Origin of the sequence: Frankia umida (assembly GCF_023242945.1) — a bacterium.
Lineage (GTDB): Bacteria > Actinomycetota > Actinomycetes > Frankiales > Frankiaceae > Frankia > Frankia umida.
Genome location: NZ_JALKFT010000035.1, coordinates 24,006 through 42,754 on the forward strand (window position 1 = coordinate 24,006; position 18,749 = coordinate 42,754).

At 69.9% G+C, this 18,749-nt stretch carries 17 protein-coding genes and 1 tRNA gene; 5 read left to right on the forward strand and 13 right to left on the reverse strand.

Features of this window, described 5'->3' with window-relative positions:
• The first annotated feature begins 508 nt into the window (after positions 1-508).
• Positions 509-931 carry a TOBE domain-containing protein gene (locus MXD59_RS22435; protein ID WP_248812262.1) on the forward strand — a complete coding sequence of 141 codons (423 nt, stop codon included), beginning with the start codon at positions 509-511 and terminating at the stop codon, positions 929-931.
• Positions 932-1,578: 647 nt separating this feature from the next.
• Here the strand turns inward: MXD59_RS22435 and MXD59_RS22440 are convergent.
• The 4 genes from MXD59_RS22440 to MXD59_RS22455 all read right to left on the reverse strand — a co-directional run bounded on the left by MXD59_RS22440 (position 1,579) and on the right by MXD59_RS22455 (position 5,237).
• On the reverse strand, positions 1,579-1,956 hold the full coding sequence (locus MXD59_RS22440) for a hypothetical protein (protein WP_248826582.1): 378 nt from the start codon (positions 1,954-1,956) through the stop codon (positions 1,579-1,581).
• A gap of 584 nt (positions 1,957-2,540) precedes the next feature.
• On the reverse strand, positions 2,541-3,329 hold the full coding sequence (locus tag MXD59_RS22445; RefSeq protein WP_248826583.1) for an SDR family NAD(P)-dependent oxidoreductase: 789 nt from the start codon (positions 3,327-3,329) through the stop codon (positions 2,541-2,543).
• 463 nt (positions 3,330-3,792) lie between these two features.
• Positions 3,793-4,083 (reverse strand): hypothetical protein, encoded by a 291-nt coding sequence (locus MXD59_RS22450; RefSeq protein WP_163550492.1) that lies wholly within the window; start codon positions 4,081-4,083, stop codon positions 3,793-3,795.
• A 245-nt stretch (positions 4,084-4,328) separates the two neighbouring features.
• Complete coding sequence (locus MXD59_RS22455) at positions 4,329-5,237, reverse strand: LLM class F420-dependent oxidoreductase (protein WP_248826584.1); 909 nt, start codon at positions 5,235-5,237, stop codon at positions 4,329-4,331.
• A 272-nt stretch (positions 5,238-5,509) separates the two neighbouring features.
• Here MXD59_RS22455 and MXD59_RS22460 point away from each other — a divergent pair, with 272 nt between their 5' ends.
• Both MXD59_RS22460 and MXD59_RS22465 read left to right on the forward strand, forming a co-directional pair.
• Positions 5,510-6,337 (forward strand): ferritin-like domain-containing protein, encoded by an 828-nt coding sequence (locus MXD59_RS22460; RefSeq protein WP_248826585.1) that lies wholly within the window; start codon positions 5,510-5,512, stop codon positions 6,335-6,337.
• Positions 6,338-6,383: 46 nt separating this feature from the next.
• Positions 6,384-6,650, forward strand: coding sequence for an acyl carrier protein (locus MXD59_RS22465; protein ID WP_163549325.1), 267 nt, complete (start codon positions 6,384-6,386; stop codon positions 6,648-6,650).
• Positions 6,651-6,899: 249 nt separating this feature from the next.
• Here the strand turns inward: MXD59_RS22465 and helR are convergent, their stop codons facing one another.
• The 5 genes from helR to MXD59_RS22490 form a co-directional block, all read right to left on the reverse strand.
• Entirely contained in the window at positions 6,900-9,191 is a 2,292-nt protein-coding gene (gene helR / locus MXD59_RS22470) for an RNA polymerase recycling motor ATPase HelR (RefSeq protein ID WP_248826586.1), read from the reverse strand.
• A 294-nt stretch (positions 9,192-9,485) separates the two neighbouring features.
• Positions 9,486-10,259, reverse strand: coding sequence for an SDR family NAD(P)-dependent oxidoreductase (locus MXD59_RS22475; RefSeq protein ID WP_248812255.1), 774 nt, complete (start codon positions 10,257-10,259; stop codon positions 9,486-9,488).
• A gap of 24 nt (positions 10,260-10,283) precedes the next feature.
• Entirely contained in the window at positions 10,284-10,715 is a 432-nt protein-coding gene (locus MXD59_RS22480; RefSeq protein WP_248826587.1) for a hypothetical protein, read from the reverse strand.
• Positions 10,712-11,596, reverse strand: a complete 885-nt coding sequence (locus MXD59_RS22485) for a hypothetical protein (protein ID WP_248826588.1) — start codon at positions 11,594-11,596, stop codon at positions 10,712-10,714. Before MXD59_RS22485 ends, MXD59_RS22480 begins: the two co-directional genes overlap by 4 nt.
• A gap of 9 nt (positions 11,597-11,605) precedes the next feature.
• Positions 11,606-12,622, reverse strand: coding sequence for a hypothetical protein (locus tag MXD59_RS22490; protein ID WP_248826589.1), 1,017 nt, complete (start codon positions 12,620-12,622; stop codon positions 11,606-11,608).
• Between the two features lie 677 nt (positions 12,623-13,299).
• Between MXD59_RS22490 and MXD59_RS22495 the strand changes: the two genes are divergently transcribed.
• On the forward strand, positions 13,300-13,668 hold the full coding sequence (locus tag MXD59_RS22495) for a hypothetical protein (RefSeq protein ID WP_248826590.1): 369 nt from the start codon (positions 13,300-13,302) through the stop codon (positions 13,666-13,668).
• A 392-nt stretch (positions 13,669-14,060) separates the two neighbouring features.
• Positions 14,061-16,553, forward strand: a complete 2,493-nt coding sequence (locus MXD59_RS22500) for a CLIPPER-2 domain-containing protein (protein ID WP_248826591.1) — start codon at positions 14,061-14,063, stop codon at positions 16,551-16,553.
• A gap of 257 nt (positions 16,554-16,810) precedes the next feature.
• Here the strand turns inward: MXD59_RS22500 and MXD59_RS22505 are convergent, their stop codons facing one another.
• The 4 genes from MXD59_RS22505 to MXD59_RS22520 all read right to left on the reverse strand — a co-directional run bounded on the left by MXD59_RS22505 (position 16,811) and on the right by MXD59_RS22520 (position 18,741).
• Positions 16,811-17,146, reverse strand: coding sequence for a type II toxin-antitoxin system VapC family toxin (locus MXD59_RS22505; RefSeq protein ID WP_248826592.1), 336 nt, complete (start codon positions 17,144-17,146; stop codon positions 16,811-16,813).
• The gene (locus tag MXD59_RS22510; RefSeq protein WP_248826593.1) at positions 17,146-17,481 is read right to left on the reverse strand and encodes a hypothetical protein; all 336 of its coding nucleotides are present in this window, start codon (positions 17,479-17,481) and stop codon (positions 17,146-17,148) included. Before MXD59_RS22510 ends, MXD59_RS22505 begins: the two co-directional genes overlap by 1 nt.
• A gap of 121 nt (positions 17,482-17,602) precedes the next feature.
• Positions 17,603-17,675 (reverse strand) — tRNA-Lys (locus MXD59_RS22515).
• A gap of 784 nt (positions 17,676-18,459) precedes the next feature.
• Positions 18,460-18,741: a hypothetical protein gene (locus MXD59_RS22520; protein ID WP_248826594.1), complete on the reverse strand. Its 282-nt coding sequence runs from the start codon at positions 18,739-18,741 to the stop codon at positions 18,460-18,462.
• Positions 18,742-18,749: the final 8 nt, after the last annotated feature.

Consider the following 18,749-nt stretch of genomic DNA (forward strand, 5'->3'; position numbering starts at 1 on the left):
TGCCGGCCGCCGGTGGGCCGGTCGGTTTCCGGCGTTTTTCGGGTCGGCTCAAAAATTACCAACTCTGTTGACGCCCGGCTACGAACAGAAGTCCGGACGCCCGAAGGTGCCAGCACCTGGTGGCCGCCGCGCGCCCTGGTTTCCGGGGCGCCGCGCCGCTCCGGAACAACAGTAACGACGCTGAGCTGCGGCGACATCACCTTCATCCCTTCTCGTTGCCTGGACCCACCCGCGGATCACGGACACATTGCGGGCCTCTGGCGCCGCAACTACGGGTCGATGGTAGCAATTTCGACGCAGATACGGAACAAGGTTGCGTGTGGCGCCCGTGCCGGCGGATTCATGCCCGAACGGGGTAGGGGGCCACCCCCCGAATGTGGCGTGGTCGGATGAGGGGTGGCGGCATCGTCGGCGTCGGCGGCGGTCGCGCTCCGGTATCGATCGCATCGCCAAGGTGAGTCATCGTCGCGGCAACTCCTTCGATACATCCGCCGAGTAGGATTTATTCATGGTCCTTAGTATTCGTAATCAATTCACCGGGATTGTGAGCGAAGTTGTCCACGGCTCCGTCATGGGGACCGTCGCCATGGAGATCTCCGGTGGGCACACGCTGACGGCCACCGTCACCATGGATGCGATCAAGGAGCTGGGCGTGGGCGTGGGCAGCCCCGTCGCCGCTCTGATCAAGTCAACGGACATCTCGGTGGCCATCCGCGAAACCGCTGGTCTGAGCATCCGCAACAAGCTGCGCGGGACGCTCGTCGACCTCGACTCCGGCGGCGCCATGTCGGTGGCGCGCATCGCACTGGGCGAGGGCCTGGAGATCACCGCCGCCATCACCCGGGCCGCTGCCGAGGAGCTCGGGCTTGAGCCGGGCGTCGAGGTCACAGCATTGATCAAGTCGACCGAGGTCTCGTTCGCCGCGGTCTGACGTCACCTGTTCTGGCCGGTCGGAACATCACTCCGACCGGCCAGAAAACCCTGTCCAGGGCCGCATCCAAAGCGGGTGGATTTCCGGGTCGGCGGGTCGGCGGGAATCTGTTCCGGGCCGGGACGGATAATGCTTCCCGGTCCATCGGAATGTCACCGCTGACGCCGCGCGGGGCGCCGATGTGACCCGTGGTGCAGCGGCCGACGGCGCGCGAGAACCGTCCGGTGGGGGCGGTTCGAGCCCGCCGCGGGCACCCCCGTGGGAACACCCCGGTGCACCCGGGGGGAACCGGGCCCGTGGCGCGCATCAGGCTGAATTCGCTGGCCAACGGGGTATGCCCGGATGGGCACGCCCACCGGTCGCCGCCGGCTCCTAGGTGCACCCGCCGGCCGGCCCGAACGGGCGGCGCGCGGTGCCACGAACATCCGACGGGCCACTCGCCGATGGGGTGGGGGCGGCGAGCGGCCCGTCGGGCTGAGGCGTCCCCGTCGCAGGGGCGCCTGGTCTGAACCAGCCGATGGCCGGTAGCGGTGACTGGTGGTCGGTGGCTGGTGACCGGTGGTCAAGGGGCGGGATGGCGGGATCGGGTGCGGGGACCCGACGCGGTCAGCCCTCCGCGGACCGCGCCGGGCCGTGTGTCGAACCGGCTAGTCGCCTGGCCGCCGGTCCTGGCCGTCGGTGCGTGGTCGGGTCGCAGGGCGCAGGGCGCTGCCGTGCAGGAGCAGGAAGCCGGACGGCCGATGATCATCTGGTCGGACGGGCGTCGGCGCGTCGAGGTTGTCGATGGCGTGCGCCCGCACCGCGACGAGGATCAACTCCCAGATCGTCGTGGGCAGCCGACGTTCCCGCTGCTCGTCCTGCCGTGCGCCGACCCGGATGATCACTTCGTCGGGCAGGCCGCGGGCGACCTGACCGTGGCCCAGACTCCACGACGTCCAGCCGTTCTCCCCGTCGGCGACGGCGAGCAGATCGAACCGTCCCCGCCGGACGTCGTCGACGAACCGCGACCAGAGCCCGTGGGGCATCCGCAGTTCGCATGTCCGACCGGCGTACCGGTAGCGGATGATCACAGTGCTGTCGCGGCAGGTGAACCGCAGCCCGGGAGCGCAGGCCGGCCGTCGCCAGTACGGCAACGCCCCGGCGCCGGCTCGCACCGCCGTGTGCTGGCCGCTCGTCGGCTGACCGGTCGTGTGCTGACCGGTCGTGTGCGGGTCGGATGGTGCGGGGTTGGTCGTGGGAACAGGGTCCGGGAGAGGACCTGGGATTGCGATGCGTGCGGTCCTCTCCCGGTGTGCCTCACCGCCCATACACGCCCGCGTGGCGATCCGCCCACCGCGATGGGGGATCGAATGCGAGCGGGGCAGCAACCCTCGGCGGAATCCGCAGTCCCAGGAGGAGAATCCCGTTGTACTCACCAGGAGCCCTCCTCGCCTCGGTAGCTGGGACGCGGTCTGTGCGTCCGCCGGTGAACACATCACACCGTGCTGGGCCGATCCCGCAAAGAGCGCAACCATCAGGTGCGGCCCTGCACGTCCCCCTTGCACCGTGGCAGGCCACCGCTGGGGCGGCCACCAGCCGCGGTCGTCAGGCCAGGTGTGGCCGTCGGTCGTCAGGCCAGGGGTGGCGGGGGGACGGCGCCGTGCATCGCCGTCAGGCCGCCGTCCGCGGGCAGGACGGCGCCGGTGATGTAGGCGGCGTCGGCCGACGCGAGGAACCAGATGGCCGCGGCCTGCTCCCGGGCAAGCCCCCAGCGTTGCAGCGGGACGCGCCGGCTGGACGCCTCGACCAGCCCCGGGATGTCGCGGTGGCGGGCCATCAGCGGTGTCTCGGTCAGGCCGGGGGCGATCGCGTTGACCCGGATGTCCGCGGCGGCGAGATCAAGTGCCGCCGCCCGGACCAGATTGATCACCGCGCCCTTGGACGCGTTGTAGGCCCAGTTGCCCGGGTCGGCCGCGAGCCCCGCGCTGGACGCCGTCACGACGATCGCTCCACCGCCGGCGGCCCGCAGCGCCGGCACACTCGACCGGATGCCGATCGCGACGCCGCGCACGTTGACCGCCAGGATCTCGTCGAGCCGGGCGATCGCGCCTTCGTCCTCCCAGGGCAGGGTGCCGCCGATCCCGGCGTTGAGCACCGCGACGTCGAGGCGGCCGAAGCGCTCCAGCGCCGCGCGCACCATGGCCGTGCCCGTCTCCTGCCTGGACACGTCCCCGACCAGCGTGACGAGCTCGCCCGGTCCGGCCAACCCGTCGGCTCGGGGAGCTCGGGCCAGATCCTCGAGGCGGGACCTGTCGTTGTCGACAGCCACCACGTCGCAGCCGCGCTCGGTGAACAGGTGCACGCACGCGCGTCCGATCCCCGACGCCGCGCCGGTGACGATGACCGACGACCGTGCCACGCTGCCTCCGAAGGTCCGTGGTCCCTCGGTGGCAAGCGTCCCCGGTCAAGGTGAACGCAGGGTCGCCGGACAGTGACCCCTGCGCGTCGGCTCAGATGCGCAACGGTGGGCCGGATACGGACAACATCGAGGCCAATCCGGGCTCGGACACCTGCCGGAACGGCGAAACCGCCATCACCTGTGAGTTCGTCTTCAACGAAACATCTCGGCCCGGCGTTGATAAAACCGCAATAATGTGACGCGCGTAATGACGCCGCCGGGGGCGCCCGTCAGGGGAAACCCGGCCGTGGTCGGCCGAGTCCGTCGAATGTGCTTCGACCAGGACGGTGCTGTGCTCGGCGGGTCGTTCGGGGTCGAGGCGAGCCGGAGCTTCGTTGGCCGGCTCGTCGCCTCGGGCATCGCGGTTCGGTAGCGGGCGGCCGGGATCGTCGTCCCGGTTCGGCTCAGGCGCCCCGGGTTCGGCTCAGTCGTCGATGACGGCGGTCCACCTGCGGTCCCGTGAGGTGGCGGCGCCGAGTTCCTGTAGCCGCCGTAGGGCGGCGGTGACCTCGGACGACGGAAGGTCGAGCGTGTGCGCGAGGACGCGGGCGCGCAGCGGCCCGTTCGCGCAGCGCAGAGCGGCTCGTACGCGAGCGCCCGTCCGGTCGGTGCGGCCCGCGAGCTCGGCGCGGTGCCGTAGGTCCTGACGAGGCAGCTCTATGCCTAAGCCGCCGTCCGACGGGCCGACGATGGTGACGTGGTCCACAGAATGCATTAGGTCACTCCCGCAATTAGTGCTGACATCTATAACGATGCAACAAGAAGGCGGCTTGTTTCCTGCGACCTGCATCGCTTTACTGCGGGTAGTTCCAAAAATACTGTATGTATGCAGATTTTGTGGCGGTGCTGAATTGATAGCGTCGGCTCAGCGTACGGGTCGAGGGCGCACGGTCGAGCCGTCTCGGTGGCACTGGGCGTGCCTCGGCGGGCCTGGTGCAAAACGATGCCGCCCCGGTCGGTTCAGCCGGCACCCAGCGGGACGATGACATCCGCCGCGAAGCGCCGCATTTCGTCGATCGCCTCCCGGGAGCGAGCCCACGGCTGGACGATGATCCGGGTCACTCCGGCCTTGACGTAGGGCTCGATGTCCTCGGGCCGGCGTACCTGGCCGCTGATGGTGACCTCCAGCGGGTCGGTGCGTCCCGCGCGCTCGGCGAGGGCGGCCAGGCGCTCCAGGGACGCCGGTAGCTGCTCGGCGGTGTGGTTCATCGGCATCCAGCCGGTGCCGTACGTGGCGGCTCGGCGCAGTGCCGCGGCTCCGTCTCCGCCGATGTGCAGCGCCGGTCCGCTCGGGCGCACCGGCCGCGGTTCGAACATGACCGGACCGAAGTCGAAGAACCGGCCGTGATGCTCGACGACCTCCTCGGTCCACAGCCGGCGCAGGACGTCGAGGATCTCGTCGATCCGTGCGCCGCGGGTGTCGAAGTCGAGGCCGAGCGCGTCCCACTCCGCCCGCAGCCAGCTCGCGCCGACCCCGAGGGCCAGCCGGCCACCGGAGAGGATGTCCACCGTCGTCGCCGCCCGTGCGGTGAGAAAAGGATGGCGAAGTCCAATATTAAACACATTTGTACCGATTTTTATCCTGGTGGTCTTCGCCGCGATGAAGCTCAGCATCGCCAGGGCGTCGTGCACCGGGACGTTCGGCGGGATCGGCGGATGGTCCGACCCGGCGAACGGGCTCCCGCTCGTCTCGATCGGCACGACCACGTGCTCGGGTACCCACACCGACTCGAACCCGAGCCGGTCGGCCTCGACCGCGACGTCCACCCAGGCCTTGGGGTTGACCGATCCCAGATGCACCCCGAACCCGGGTGTGCGCGGTCCGGACGCGATCCCGCTGGCCGTTGCGGGGGAAGAAGGCGAGGTCACGGGCACGATCCTCTCGACAGGTTCGGCCCTCCCGGGCAGGGGGCCCATTCCGGTTGTACCGCAGGGCGATGCCGGCAGGCGCGCGGATCGTGGGCGGGGTCGCGGGTGCGTGTCCGCCCCCGACCGGCGGCGGCTGAGAGCCCGGATGCCGCGAGATAGCAGATGTGGATTGTGCGATTGGGATATTGTGATCAATGGTTGCCGGCGGCTGGCGGGCCGAATATGGTGGCGGCGGAACGGGCTGCGAGGAAATACCCAGGAGGGATTCTCCCATGCCGACCGCCACGCCGGAAACGGCGCACAGCTTCGAGGTCTTCACGCACTACGAGCGTCTGCAGTGGAAGGTCTCCGACCTCGACCTTGACAACATCCGTCGCGATCTGGTCCAGCCCGCCTACATTCCCCTTGTCAAGGGCGTGGTGATGGGTGAGGCCACCTCTCTTCCTGGTCTGCACGGATTCCTCAGCGAGTTCGACGACGACTACGACTGCTCGGCCTTCGTCGCTGTCTGGGCCTATCAGGAGCTCCAGCACCACTACGCGTTCCGGGCGTGGCTGCGAGGGGTCGACATCCACATTGACCAGGCGAGGATCGAGGCGTTGCGGGAGCCGTACGAGGCCGGCGTCACCCCGAGCGCGACGCTGACCACGAACGTGATCTCCGAGATCATTGTCAACACGGTCTACCGGGCGTTGTCGGAATGGGTCGAGGAACCCGTTCTGGCCGATCTTTTCCTGCGGGCGAGCCGGGACGAGGCGGGGCACGCCCGCGAGTTCCTCTACTATCTGAAGCGCCGGCTGGAGCAGCACCCACATGAGCTGAAGTCGGTGCTGGAGCGCATCCACTTCTACGTGACGAGCGCCCGGCTCAATCACCCGGTGGGCGTCTACAAGCACCAGCGGGTGGAACAGATGCGGGGCTACGAGACCGTCGACGACGTCATCGACGTCTACCTCCAGATCTCCGCGCCCGACGCCCTGGACAAGCTGCAGGCGAAGCTCCGGCGCATGCTCGGGACGGCCGTGGGTCTCGATCTCAGCCGCAACTCATCCATCCGTGGCGCCATGGCCGACCTGGCCGCGGCCGAGACGCCCGCCTGACCAGCCCGGTCCGACCAGGCCATCCGACCAGGCAAGGAGTGTCAGCATGACCACCGCCGCGTCCCGAGACGAGATCCTTCGTACCGTCACCGAGATCGTGCATCGCGAGATCGGCATCCCACTGGACCGCCTCGCACCGGACTCGGACCTGCGGGGAGCCGAAGGCGCGGACTCGGTGAAGGTTCTCGTCATGATCTCGCGGGTCGAGCGCACCTACGGCATCGAGATCGACGACCAGGACGTCTTCACCCTCTCCTCGATCAACGACGTCGTCCGCGTCGTCCAGGCTGCCCTCTCCGCGCCGGCCCTCTGACCGAACCCCTGCACCGGACATTCATTTCCGTGCGATGGGATGGGCGAACGTATTCGCACCTCGCTGACCATATGGCCGTGCTGATCGATCGATCCTTCTGATCGTCGTGGCCGTCCGGGACATCCTGGCCCAGGTGGATGCTCCGGACGGCCTTCCGGATTCTGATCGCGCGGGATCGATGGCGCCAGACGTCCGGCCGGATCAGGTGCTGGCCGGATCAGGTGCCAACGAGATCAGGTGCGGACGAGATCAGACGGGGAGATCAGACGGGGAGAGCAGGACGAGGTGGCGGGTGGCGCGGGTCATCGCGACATAGCGGTCGACCGCGCCGGTGATGCCGACGCCGAAGGTCTCCGGGTCGACCAGGATCACCAGATCGAACTCGAGGCCCTTCGCGAGGGTCGGTGTCAGCACCTGAACGCGGGGAAGAGCCCGGACGCGTTCCGACGGCTGGAAATCCGCGGTGCCGATCACGCAGGCAGTGCCCTCGGACCGCCCGTCCAGCCAGTCGATCAGAATGCTCTCCAGGTCGCTCACCGCCGCCCGGGTGACGGGCAGGCCGCTGGCGCGAATGGACGTCGGCACGTTGGCGTCGGGCAGCGCGGCGCGGATCACCGGTTCGGCCTGGGCCATCACCTCCTGAGGCGTCCGGTAGTTGATGCTGAGCGAGGCGAGCCGAACCTCGTCGAAACCGACCCGGGCGAGGCGTTCCCGCCAGGTCTCGGTGAAGCCGTGGCGGGCCTGAGCGCGGTCGCCGACAATGGTGAAACTGCGTGACGGGCAGCGGGCGAGCAGCATCTGCCACTGCACGTCGGTGAGTTCCTGGGCCTCGTCGACGACGATGTGCGCGAAGGGGCCGGCGAGCAGGTCGGGGTCGGTGCGGGTGAACGCGTCCGCGTCGACCAGGGCGTCGCGCATGTCCTGGCCGACGAGCATCGTCGCAGCCCCTTCGTAGTCGTCCTCGGCCGCGAGCAGACTGTCGACGACATGGGACATCCGTTCCCGCTCGGCCGCCGCGGCGGACGCCTGCTGGCGGCGCCGACGGGCGGACCGCGGGTCGCCGAGGCGTTGGCGGGCGAGGTCGAGCAGCGGCAGGTCGGCGTTCGTCCACGCCCGGGAGTCGGCGCGGCGCAGCGCCCCGACCTCCTCGCGGCTCAGCCACGGCGCACATCTGCGCAGGTAAGCCGGCACGGACCACAGGTCGGCGACGATGTCGGGTGCGTCCAGCAGCGGCCAGGCCCGTGCGAACGCGCCGCGGAATCCCCGGTCACGCAGCAGGGCCGCGCGCAGCTGCTCGGGGGGAATCTCCTCGTAGCCGTCCCCGTCGGGATCGCCGACCAGGACGTTGGCGAACTTCTCCTCGAGGATCGTGAGCAGTTCCTCGAGGACCTGGTCGCGTGCCTCGTTGTGCGGGGTGCCGACCTGCGCCACGTCGAACGCCTGCGCCCAGTCGTCGGCGGTGAGTCGGACGTCCGACCACGGAGTCGTGATCGTCACCGTGACCGTCGGTGGCTCCTGGTAGAAGCGCACGGCCGTGTCGATCGCCTCCACCCAGCGTGCCGACGCCTTGAGCCGCTCGACCAGCGCCGCGGGCTCCTCGGCACCGTCGACCGCTCCGGGGACGCTGGCGCTTTCGGGGACGAGGTCGCGCAGGGTGCAGGTCTGCACGCCCTCCTCGCCGAGACTTGGCAGGACGTCGGCGGTGTAGACCAGGTAGGGCTGGTGGGGGCCGACGACCAGCACACCGCCGCGTCGGCGCTGGCGCAGGCGTGGGTCGGCGTAGAGCAGGTAGGCGGCGCGGTGCAGGGCGACGACGGTCTTGCCGGTGCCGGGGCCGCCGTCGACGACCAGCGCGCCACGCGAGCCCGCGCGGATGATCGCGTCCTGATCGGCCTGGATGGTGCCCAGCACGTCCCGCATCCGGGGCGAGCGGCTGCTGCCCAGGCTCGCGATGAAGGCGGACTGGTCGTCGAGCGCGGCATGCCCTTCGAGCGTGCCAGCTTCGCCGGTGCCGTCCGTGCTGAAGACCTCCTCCCAGTAGTCGGTGATCCGTCCGAGGGTCCAGCGGTAGCGGCGTCTGCTCGCCAAACCCATCGGGTTCGCGTGGGTCGCACCGAAGAACGGCTCGGCGGCGGGGGAGCGCCAGTCGAGCAGCAGCCGCCGCCCGGCCTGGTCCAGCAGGCCGAGACGACCGATGTACACCGGCCCGTCTGGCCCGTCTGGCCCGTCTGGCCCGTCTGGCCCGTCTGGGCTGTCGGCGTGGACCATCCGGCCCAGGCACAGATCCAGGCCGAAGCGGCTCAGTGTGCGCAGCCGGTCGGTGAGGCGGTGCACCTCCAGGTCGCGGTCCATCGCGGCCTGACCCTTGCCGCCTGGCCGGCGACGCGCCTGGACGAGACGTTCGGTGAGCTCGGCGATCTGCCGCTCGAGGCTGGCCGTGATGGCGGCGAAGTGCCGATCGTCGTCGCCGACCAGAGCCTCGTCGCCCTTCGCGGCGAGATGCTCGGGCAGGTCGAACGCGCTGGTGGTGAGGGAGTTCAACAGCGTCAGCTCCAGCTTTCGGTCGGAGGTCGCGGACGACCACTGCGCGCGGACCGGGCACCCGTTCCACCACGGATGCCAGCCACGGCTGGCGATTCTGCGGCATCCACCGGGTCTTGCGGCAAGCCCCCCACCGTGCTATAGCTTAGAAGTGGCAGAGAGTGGGCCCGCAACTTCTGGGGTCACGACTTCTGGGCCCACAGGTTCTGGGCCCACAGGTTCTGGGCCCACAGGTTCTGGGGTCACAGGTTCTGGGGTCACAGGTTCTGGGGTCACAGGTTCTGGGGTCACCGCTCAGGTGGCCGAGAAGCCGCCATCGACGAAGAGCGTCTGCCCGGTGATGTAGGCGGCCGACGGGCCGGCGAGGAAAACCGCGGCACCCACGAAATCCGAGAGTTCCCCGTTGCGCCCGATCATCGTACGGGCCGCGAGGGCTTCCGCTCGTCCAGGGTCCTCGAAAACGGCAGCGGTCATGGGTGTCCGAACAAATCCGGGTGCGATCGCGTTGCAGCACACCCCGTGTTTCGACCAGGCCTCGGCCTGCGATCTGGTCAGCGCGGCGATGCCCGCCTTGGACACCCCGTACGCACCGCTGTTCCCGAACGCCCGAATCGTCTGCTGCGACGCCAGATTGACGATCCGCCCCCAGCCGCGCGCCGCCATCGCCGGCCCGTACCGTCGGCCCAGCAGATAGGGCGCGTCCAGGTTCACGGCCATCGTCTGATCCCACTGCTGGTCGGTGAGGTCGCCGAACGGCGGCCGTAGGTTCACGCCTGCCGCGGTCACCAGGATGTCCGGTTCGCCGAACGGCTCGGCCGCGCGCTCCGCCACCCGACGCAGCTCCGCTCGATCCGCCAGGTCAACGCTGATGCCCTCCGCCGCGCCCCCGGCGGCGCGCAGTTCGGCCACCACCGCGGTGAGCGCGTCGGTGCGGCGGCCCAGCGCGACGACCTGGGCTCCCGCCCGGCCGAGTGCGCCCGCGATGGCCCGGCCGATCCCGGAGGTGGCCCCGGTCACCACCGCCGAACGTCCGTCCAACGAGAACAGGTCCGTCAGGAAATCTCCCACCGCGCACCTCTCATCCGCCACTGGCTAGTGGTCATGGGCGGAGAACGCCCACCGAATCATGTCAAGGTCGAACTCGTCGTCGATTTTCTCCGTCGCCTGGATCTCCGTGAACCAGTGGTATTCGGTCGTCGGCTGGGAACGCTCTGGATCGGCCAGCTGGCAGCTGTAGTACTGGTGGGATTCGCCGCCTGGGCGGTCGAAACTGTCGATCCTGTGGCCGATTCGAACAGTCAGGCCGGCGCGGACGCGGAGTATCCACCGTAGTTCGCCCGGAACGTCCTTGACGGCTGTCATGTCATAGCGGGGCAGCGTCCAGGGGCCCGGGCTGAGCAGGACGCTGCCCTGGCCGCTGAGAAGCACGGGTGAGACGAGCAGGAGAAGCGACTGCGCTCGAGGATTTCGACTGGAGTGGACATAGTCGTGGGCGCCCTTGAGGAATCCGAAGACCGACTTCACCTGTGCAGGAACAGGAAACCAAGAGTCAGGGCTGCTGTCAGTGTCGCCAGGGCTATCAGCGGAATCGCCGCGAGCAGAATCCGGCGGGCCGGGAACGGGCCTTTTGGGCCGGGCATCACCTCGGGCACCGCCGGCGCCGGCGTCGACGCCGTGGGGGCGGCCAGGGCGAGGGGGATGGCGCTGTGCGGGTCGAGGATCAGCACGTCCGGGCCGCTGCGGCTGACCAGGGCGACCAGGTCGGGTGACGGGTCGGGCCATCTGCCGAAGTCCAGCAGGTTCAGCAGGACGGCGGCCCCGGCGGCCGTGCCCGTGAGCAGTGCGGTGACCAGCGTGAGCAGGGATTCCTTCGCCTCGTCGGCGGCCAGGCTGCCCACCACGACGTCCCCAGGCCACGGCCAGGGAGCGGTGGCCTCGGCGGTCGGCGTGGCCTCGTGCGGGCCGGTGACATCCACCGCCGCGGCGACGGCGTGGGCGACCTCGTCGGGCCCGGGGCGGGTGGTGTCGGTCAGGTACCAGGCGTCGACGATGTCCTCACCGGCCCACTGGTCGAGGCGGCGGCCCAGTCTGGCGCGCTCGTCCTCGACCAGCCAGGCGGTGACGAGGGCACCGGCGAGGCCGACACCCTCGGCCTCGCCGGTGCCGCCGTCGAGAACGCAGGAGTACCGGATGCGGGTCGCCTGCGAATCCCGCCGTCTGGAGGGAATGCCGCCGGCGTACAGACGCCACGTACCTGCCTGGCCGTCCGACTCGACGAGCAGGGTCGGGTGCTCGAAGGACGTGTGGGAGCCGTAGGCGCGCCACCACGAGTCCGCCGGTGGTTCGGGGAAGAAGGTGTAGTCGTTCGCCCGGGCGCGACCCCTGGTCATCACCGTGACGCGCATGGGATCTCCTTAGAGGGTGCGAACCCGTGGGCCGAAGCTGCGGTTGCTGATCCCGGCGAGCACGTTGTCGTAGGCGTCGAGGGTACGCAGGGCCGCGGCGGCCTCGACGGTGGCGCCTTCCTTCAGCGTTTTCCGACGTTTCGTGGCGCCGTCCATCCGGTCCCGCACCTCGGTCCAGAAACCGAATCTGGAGGCGGCGTCCCAGAAGGTGAGGCCGTTGACTTCGGTGCGTCGTTCCTGTTCGGCCCGAGCGGCCTTCTCGAGGTTCTCCGCGCTCTGCCGGGCGGCGTTGACGGCCTGGTTCACCAGCGGGATGAGAACGTCCTTGGCCCCGACGACACTGCGCCGACCGGGTGGGCGGACCAGGAACTCCGGGTCGGGTTCCAGTATTTTCCCGCCGTCGATGAGCGTCCAGTGCGGATCGACGAGTTCGACGCAGCCGATGCTGTCGATCGGCGCGTAGAGCAGCTGCGCGTGGCCCGCCTCGCGGTGGATGGTGTCGACCACGTTCGCGTGCACTTCCTGCACCCTGCGGGCGAGTTCGTGGGAACGGTCGCGGCCACGGCCGCCCTGGTCGGTGAAGTAGCTTTCGCACTTCACCGGGCAGAAGATCACCGTGGCCGGTTCGCCGCGCCGGGTGTTGCGGCTTGTCGCCCAGGTCTCCGCGACTGTCCGGACGTCGCCCAGGCCCAGCAGGCGCGGTATCGCGCGGTGCTGGTCCTTGGTGCGTGCCTCCATGAGCACGACCGCGTCGATCGGGATCAGCAGGGCGGTGCTCACCCGGGTGAAGGCCAGGATCTCCGCCCATTCCGCGGCTCGGGTGGCCCGCTCGGACGGGGTGAGCAGCCGGCCGGGGAAGTCCATGAACGTCATGGCCAGGCCCTCGCCCGGAACATCGTCCGGCGTGATCTGCATGTGGTAGTAGTTGACGCTTTCCGTGCCCGACAGCGAACCCGCGCGGAACTCGCCGGCGAGCAGGTCCCCGGTGAGTTCGTCCTCGTTCTGGCGAATCCGTTTCCCGGTCACGCCGGGCGGTGATCGGCCCGCGGGCCTCGTCGAGCAGGTCGAGGTTCTGCTCGTCCTCCTCCCGCCACAGGGCCAGCCCCTGACCCGCCCGTTTCACGAGCAGGACCAGGTCGACGTCGTCGCGCAACGCCTCCATGTGGTGGATGTGCGCCTCCGCCGACACCTCGCCCAGGCCCGGCAGGTCGACGACCGCCAACCGGTCCACCCGCGCGTGCGGGAACGGGGTGTGGACGCGCAGTTCGCGGACCGCGAGGTAGGGGCGGCTCGCGCCGCCGGCGGCCTCCTGCGACGCCGGTGGGTAGGTGACGTAGCCGCGGACGTCGGAAAGCGCGATGTCCTGCTCGGTGCCGCGCAGCAGCTCCCGGTAGGACCCGAAGGAGTCCTGCATGTCCCGCAGCCGGCGCAGCAGGGCCGCCTGGCGGTGGCCACCGCGTTCCTCGTTCGCGAGGTCGGTGACCTCCGGATACCGGTAGCGGGCGAACTCCTCCGGGGACGCCGGCACCGGAAGAATGTTCAGGCCCACGTGGTATGGCCGAAGAACGTGCTGTCGAAAGCTCTCGAAGGAATGCAGCGTGAGGGTGGCCCGCTGGGCGGCCGGGGAATGAAAGACCACGATGCGCGCCGCGGTCACCCGGGAACCGGTGGATGCCGGCAGCTGCCCATCGCCGAGACCGGTGATGGACTGCAGCAGGGTGCTCTTCCCGACCCGCGCCTCACCGCTGGCGGCGATCGTCACGGTCTCCCGGGAGAACCGGCGCACGACGGCGCGAAACGACTCGACCACCTCGGCCAGTTCACGTCCGAGTGTGGGGGAGCGCAGTTCCAGCGCGGCGCGTTCGATCTCCGTGGCCGCGGCGAGCTCCGCGGGCAGCGCCGCCAGCGCGGCCGGCAGCGTGGCCAGGATCTCGCTGGCCGCCAGCCAGTTCTCCACCCGGGCGCGGGCCGCCGGCAGCCGACGCCGCCGGTCGTCGACGATGCGGGCGAGGGCCGCGGCCACGTCATCCTGGGTACGCGCGTCGGGATCGGCGGCCCGGCCAGGCTCGTAGCCCTCGGTTCTGGCGCTCATGTTCCCTGGTCTCCTGACAGGCGGACATCTCAGTGGCGCGATCCGGCAGGAAGGAGCGCCGACAGGAAGGAGCGCCGGCAGGAATGAGCTTCTCCGGGCGCTGCCCATCATTTCCCGGACGCGGTCATCGAGCCGGCGGAAGGCCGATGACTCCGATATCTGGAAGATGACGGTACAAGGGTATCGGTGTGGCGGGTCGACCTCGGGCCGGGCCGGTGAGGCGCCGCCCGGAGCACGCTTTCCAGAAGAAAAAACACCTGTTCAGGATGGTTGTCTCCGGTTGTCTCGGATCTGTGTCGCGCAGGATGGCGACACGCCGCCCGTCCAGGCGAAAAGCGAGGCGGGGAATTACTCAGTGCAATCATTCGGTGTATGTCGCGTGCTCGGGTGCTGGATACCCTGCTGGCCGTCATCGCTGTTCTGACAGTGGGAACGGTCGGCTGGGTGGGTGCCGGGACGGCCCGCGCCGAGCCGGCGGTGCCGCCCGAGCTGGTGGTGACGGCGGCGGTGGCACCGTCCACCTTCACCGGCGTCGGCCAGGAGCTCGCCTTCACCTTCCTGGTGGGCAACGGCGGCCCGGGCCCGGTGCGGGACCTGCGTGTGCAACCGGCCCGCACCGGGCTGACCCCGGTCACCTGCGCCGCCACCACACTGCCCCCGGCCACGGTCACGAGCTGCACCGCCTCGCACACCACCACCCAGGCGGACGTCGACACCCACGCGTTCGGCGTCACCGTCCTGGCGACCGCGACCCCGCTCGACGGCGGCCCGGTCGTCCTCTCGGCCCCGGCGAGCACCATCGCCCGCGACGACTCGGCGCTGGGCCTGGGCCTGCATCTCGAGGCGACGATCACCCCGCCGGTGATCAGCGGGTACGGCGAGGCCGTCACCTACACCTACCAGGTGACCAACACCGGCACCGCCACGGTCGGGGCGCTGCGCATCGCCTCGACCGCCAGCACCTCCGAGGCGACCTGCACGTCCTACCTGCTCGACCCGGGTGCGACCGCGACCTGCACCGCCACCGGTTGGGCCGGCATGTTCGAGGTCGGTCAGAGCGCGGTGAACGTCACCGCCGTCGCCGCCGGACTGTCCGCGGACGGCACCTCGGTGCTTTCCGCCGCCGCGTCCGCCAGCGCGCCGATCGCCCTCACCGGCCAGGTGGACCTGGCCTTCCTGCGGGAGGACTCGCTGTTCACGACCGTCGGGCAGGAGGTGGTCACCACCTATGTCCTGACGAACAACACCAGCCGAATCCTGGCCGGCGCCGGCCTCGATCTCGACGTGCACTCCCCGAACGAGTACGCCATCTGTGAGAACCGGCGGATCCTGATCGGGGCGTCGGTCACCTGCCAGGCGCATGTCCTAAGCTCCCAGGCCCAGATCGACGCCGGCGGGGCCGCGGCGACCGTGCGCGGCTGGGGCATCCCGGTGATCGACCTCACCGGCCGCTACCTCTACTCCTCGACGCTGGTCCACGTCACCCCGTACGCCCCCGCGCCGGCGCCACCCGCGTCGGGCAGCCCCGCGCTCACGCTCACCACCACATCCCAACCGCCGGTGATCTCCACGGTGGGCCAGGCGCGGCAGCTGCGTCACACCGTGACCAACACCGGTGACGTGCCGCTCACGGTGAGCCTGCTGCGCCGCTCGGCGTCGGCCGGCCCGATCGTCGACTGCGCGGTGCCGGAGCTTGTCCTCGCCCCGTCCGAGCAGGCCGTGTGCACGCAGGAGAGCAGCGTCTCGCAGAGCCAGATCGACGCCGGTCAGGCCGACAGCGACGTGGTCGCCGTCGGCCGGCCCGCGACCGGCGCCCCCGTGGTGTCCGACCCGTCGGTGCTGACGGTCCCGCGGAACACCCCTGGGGGCGTGTCGCTGACCGTCACCCCTTCCGCGCCGACGTTCTCCGATGTCGGTGAGTCGATCGGCCTCACCTACACCGTCACCAACAACGGCCCCACCTCGTTCCTGCTCACCTCGGTGGTGGACGGCCTGCGCCCCTGGGCGCCGATCCGCTGTGCCTTCCAGCTGGCCCCCGGCGCGTCCGTGACCTGCCAGGGCAGCTACCCGACCACGATCGTGGACGTGGCGCGCGGCCACGTCGCGACCACCGCCGTCGCCCTGGGCACCACCAACACCGGCCCGCCGGTCAGCTCACCACCGGCCGGGGCACGGCTGTTCCGGACACTGCGCACCGGTCTCACGGTGACGCCGACGTCCTACCCGACGACGTTCCAGACCACCGGCTCCGAACTGACCTTCGGCTACCAGGTCACCAACACCGGTGCCGATCAGCTGACCGACCTCGTCGCCTACGCCGCGAACCCCGGCGCAGCCCTGGCGCCGCTGACCTGCCCGACGACCGCCCTCGCCCCGGGCACGTCCGTGACCTGCACCCGCACCTACACCGCCACCGCCGCGGACACCGCCGCCGGTGCGCTGACCACCACCACCTGGGCCGGTGGCACGCCGTACACCGGCCCGCCGGTCACCTCGGCGCCGGCCACGCTGACGGTGCTGCGCCACTACCTGGCCCTGGTCGCCTGGCCGGCCCAGGGGTCGTTCACCGGTGCGGGGCAGGAACTCACCCTGCTGTTCTCGGTCACGAACGCCGGTGCGCGCCCACTGACCGGCCTCACCATCGACACCGGCCCCGGCGGACCCGCCGTCGACTGCCCCGTGACGACCATCGCCGCCAACAGCTCGCTGACCTGCTCCGCCACCCGCACCACCACCTCGGCGGACGTCAGCGCCAGGTCGATCGCCGTGACCGCCCACGCCCAGGCCACGATCACCCCCACCGACCCGCCGCTGCACTCCACCCCCGCCACCATCACCGTCCCGTACCGCTTCCCCTGGTTCTGATCGGCGGTTGGTTCCAGCCGGCGGCCCGGTAGGCGAGGCCAGCGGCGTTCGCCCGATGTCGCCCTCCTTATCCCGCCCCGCCGGCTACCCGGACCGGGTCGATCCCCGCAACCCCGGACGCTCGATCGCGCGGGCAGCCAGATCCTGCACCGCTGTGGAACCCTGCTGGGCGGCGATTTCGAGGCGAACCATACGCGAGATCCCCACGCTGTTCGTCTGTGACCCGGAAAACCTGCGTCGGGTCACGGCCTTCGTCATCAGGCCGGGAGCAGTTCGAAGCCGGGGCAGTGCCGTGGTGTCACCGCCAGGAAGTGCCGGCGGTCGATGGTGGCCAGGCGGGTGATGTCGAGGCGTTCGGCGATCGCGATGACGTAGGCGTCGGTGATGCCAAGTGGGAACCCGGCGTACTGCTCCACCAGCTCGACGGCGCGGTCGAAGTCCGACTCCGTCGGTGTGACCATCGCCAGGTCGCCGCCCTGAAAGGTCTTCAGCAACGCGATCTCGGCGCGGGCACCGAGATGCTTGGTCAGGTGGTAGCAGGTCTCGATCACGACCGGCGCTGGCACGAGGAGCGGTGGGGCTGTTCGCCGCATCAGGGCGGCGTTCGCCTCGTGATGCTTGTCCCGGCGGTCGAGCGCGGCGTACAGAGGACCGGTGCCCCAAAGGATAACCGTGTGTTACTCCCAGGGCCGTCGCTGTCGAACAGGGTCTCATCCACCCGCTCGGACAGGTCATCGTGTCCGCTGTCGAAGGCTCCGATGAAGGACGGTCCCGCCCATACCGCGCTCTGGGTCGCGGCTTCCTCGTCCAGGTGGGGGTTCGCCGCGACCAAGCGCAACAGCGCCCGCCGGGCATCCGCGGTACGTTCCGGGGCAAGCCGGTCGACGAGGGCGTGCAGTTCCGAGTAGTGGTTGTGGGCCACGCTCATATACTCCAGCGTAGCTCTAATGAAAGATCGTCTTGGAGTCCATGACGAGAGCGACAGCCCAGGACCACTAAAGACTTTCGGGATAGCAGCACCAAAGGTCAGATGACCTGGTGGGAGCGGGTGCGCCGTCAGGGACTTGAACCCCGAACCCGCGGATTAAGAGTCCGCTGCTCTGCCAATTGAGCTAACGGCGCGTTGCCTTCGCGTTCCCAGCTGGTTGCCGCGTCGACATGGAGAACTCTACCAGGCTGCGCGGGGGGTGTGACTGGGGGGTGGGTCGGACTTGGTGGACAGGTCGGTCACGGCGGGCGGCTCGGCCCGGTCGCGACGGTCGGGGCTCGGTGATCTGGGTGTGTCGGGGGTGCTGGTGGTGGGGCGGCGGTTCCGCGGAACACCCTGATCGGAACGGTGGTGACTGAAGGGATCTGGCTTGGTTCGCTACGTGATTGTTGGTGTGGTGGCTGGCCGGGGTTGGTGGTGGGGAGGAGGGGGAGGGTGTGTCCGGCGCGCCTGCCGGGTTGCGATCTTGTCGTGCCGAGGGGTGTTCGGTGCCATGCCGAGGGTTGGTCGGGGAATCAGGGGGTCGATTTCCGAACAGGCCTCGGCAAGCGGGTGGATGGGCTGGTTTGTCTGGCGGTGCGGTCGCGACGGTGGGGGCATGGCGGGAGGGGCGTCCCGGGCCAGGCGGGTCAGGGCGTGCGCGGGTAATGCGGGCGGAGGTGGGGTGGGTTGCGGCAGTCCGGAACGGGTGGAAAAGGGAGATAAGGAGCAAGGAGGGCAGGGGTCTGGGTGTGGCGGCTGGGCGGAGGGCGGAGGACAGGGGGCAGGGGCTGAGTGTGGAGGGCGGGGTGTGGTCTGGTGGCGGTGTGGTGTGGGCATCAACGGCGTTGCGGGAATGTTGCGCTGATAGACACTGACTGGGCCGTGCACGGACGCCGACGGACGTAACGTCGAAGCGGCGGTCACGGACCTCCGCCGTCAGCTGTCCATCGCGTGAGCTCCGACGGCGGCTGGTTCGGCGCGCCCGCACATCCTGGAGGTCACCGCGAGCACCGAAGCATCCGCATCCGCGTCCACGGCCGCGTCGCAGGCGACCACCGCGACGCCGCCGCATTCGACGTCGGACTCCCACGGGCGGCCCCAACCCAACGCCGACCCGTCGAGCACCGACTCGTCGAACGCTGCCCAGCCGAACGTCGAGCCCTCCAGCGCCGAGCAGCCGTCCAGCGCCGAGCAGCCGAACACCGAGCAGCCGAACACCGAGCAGC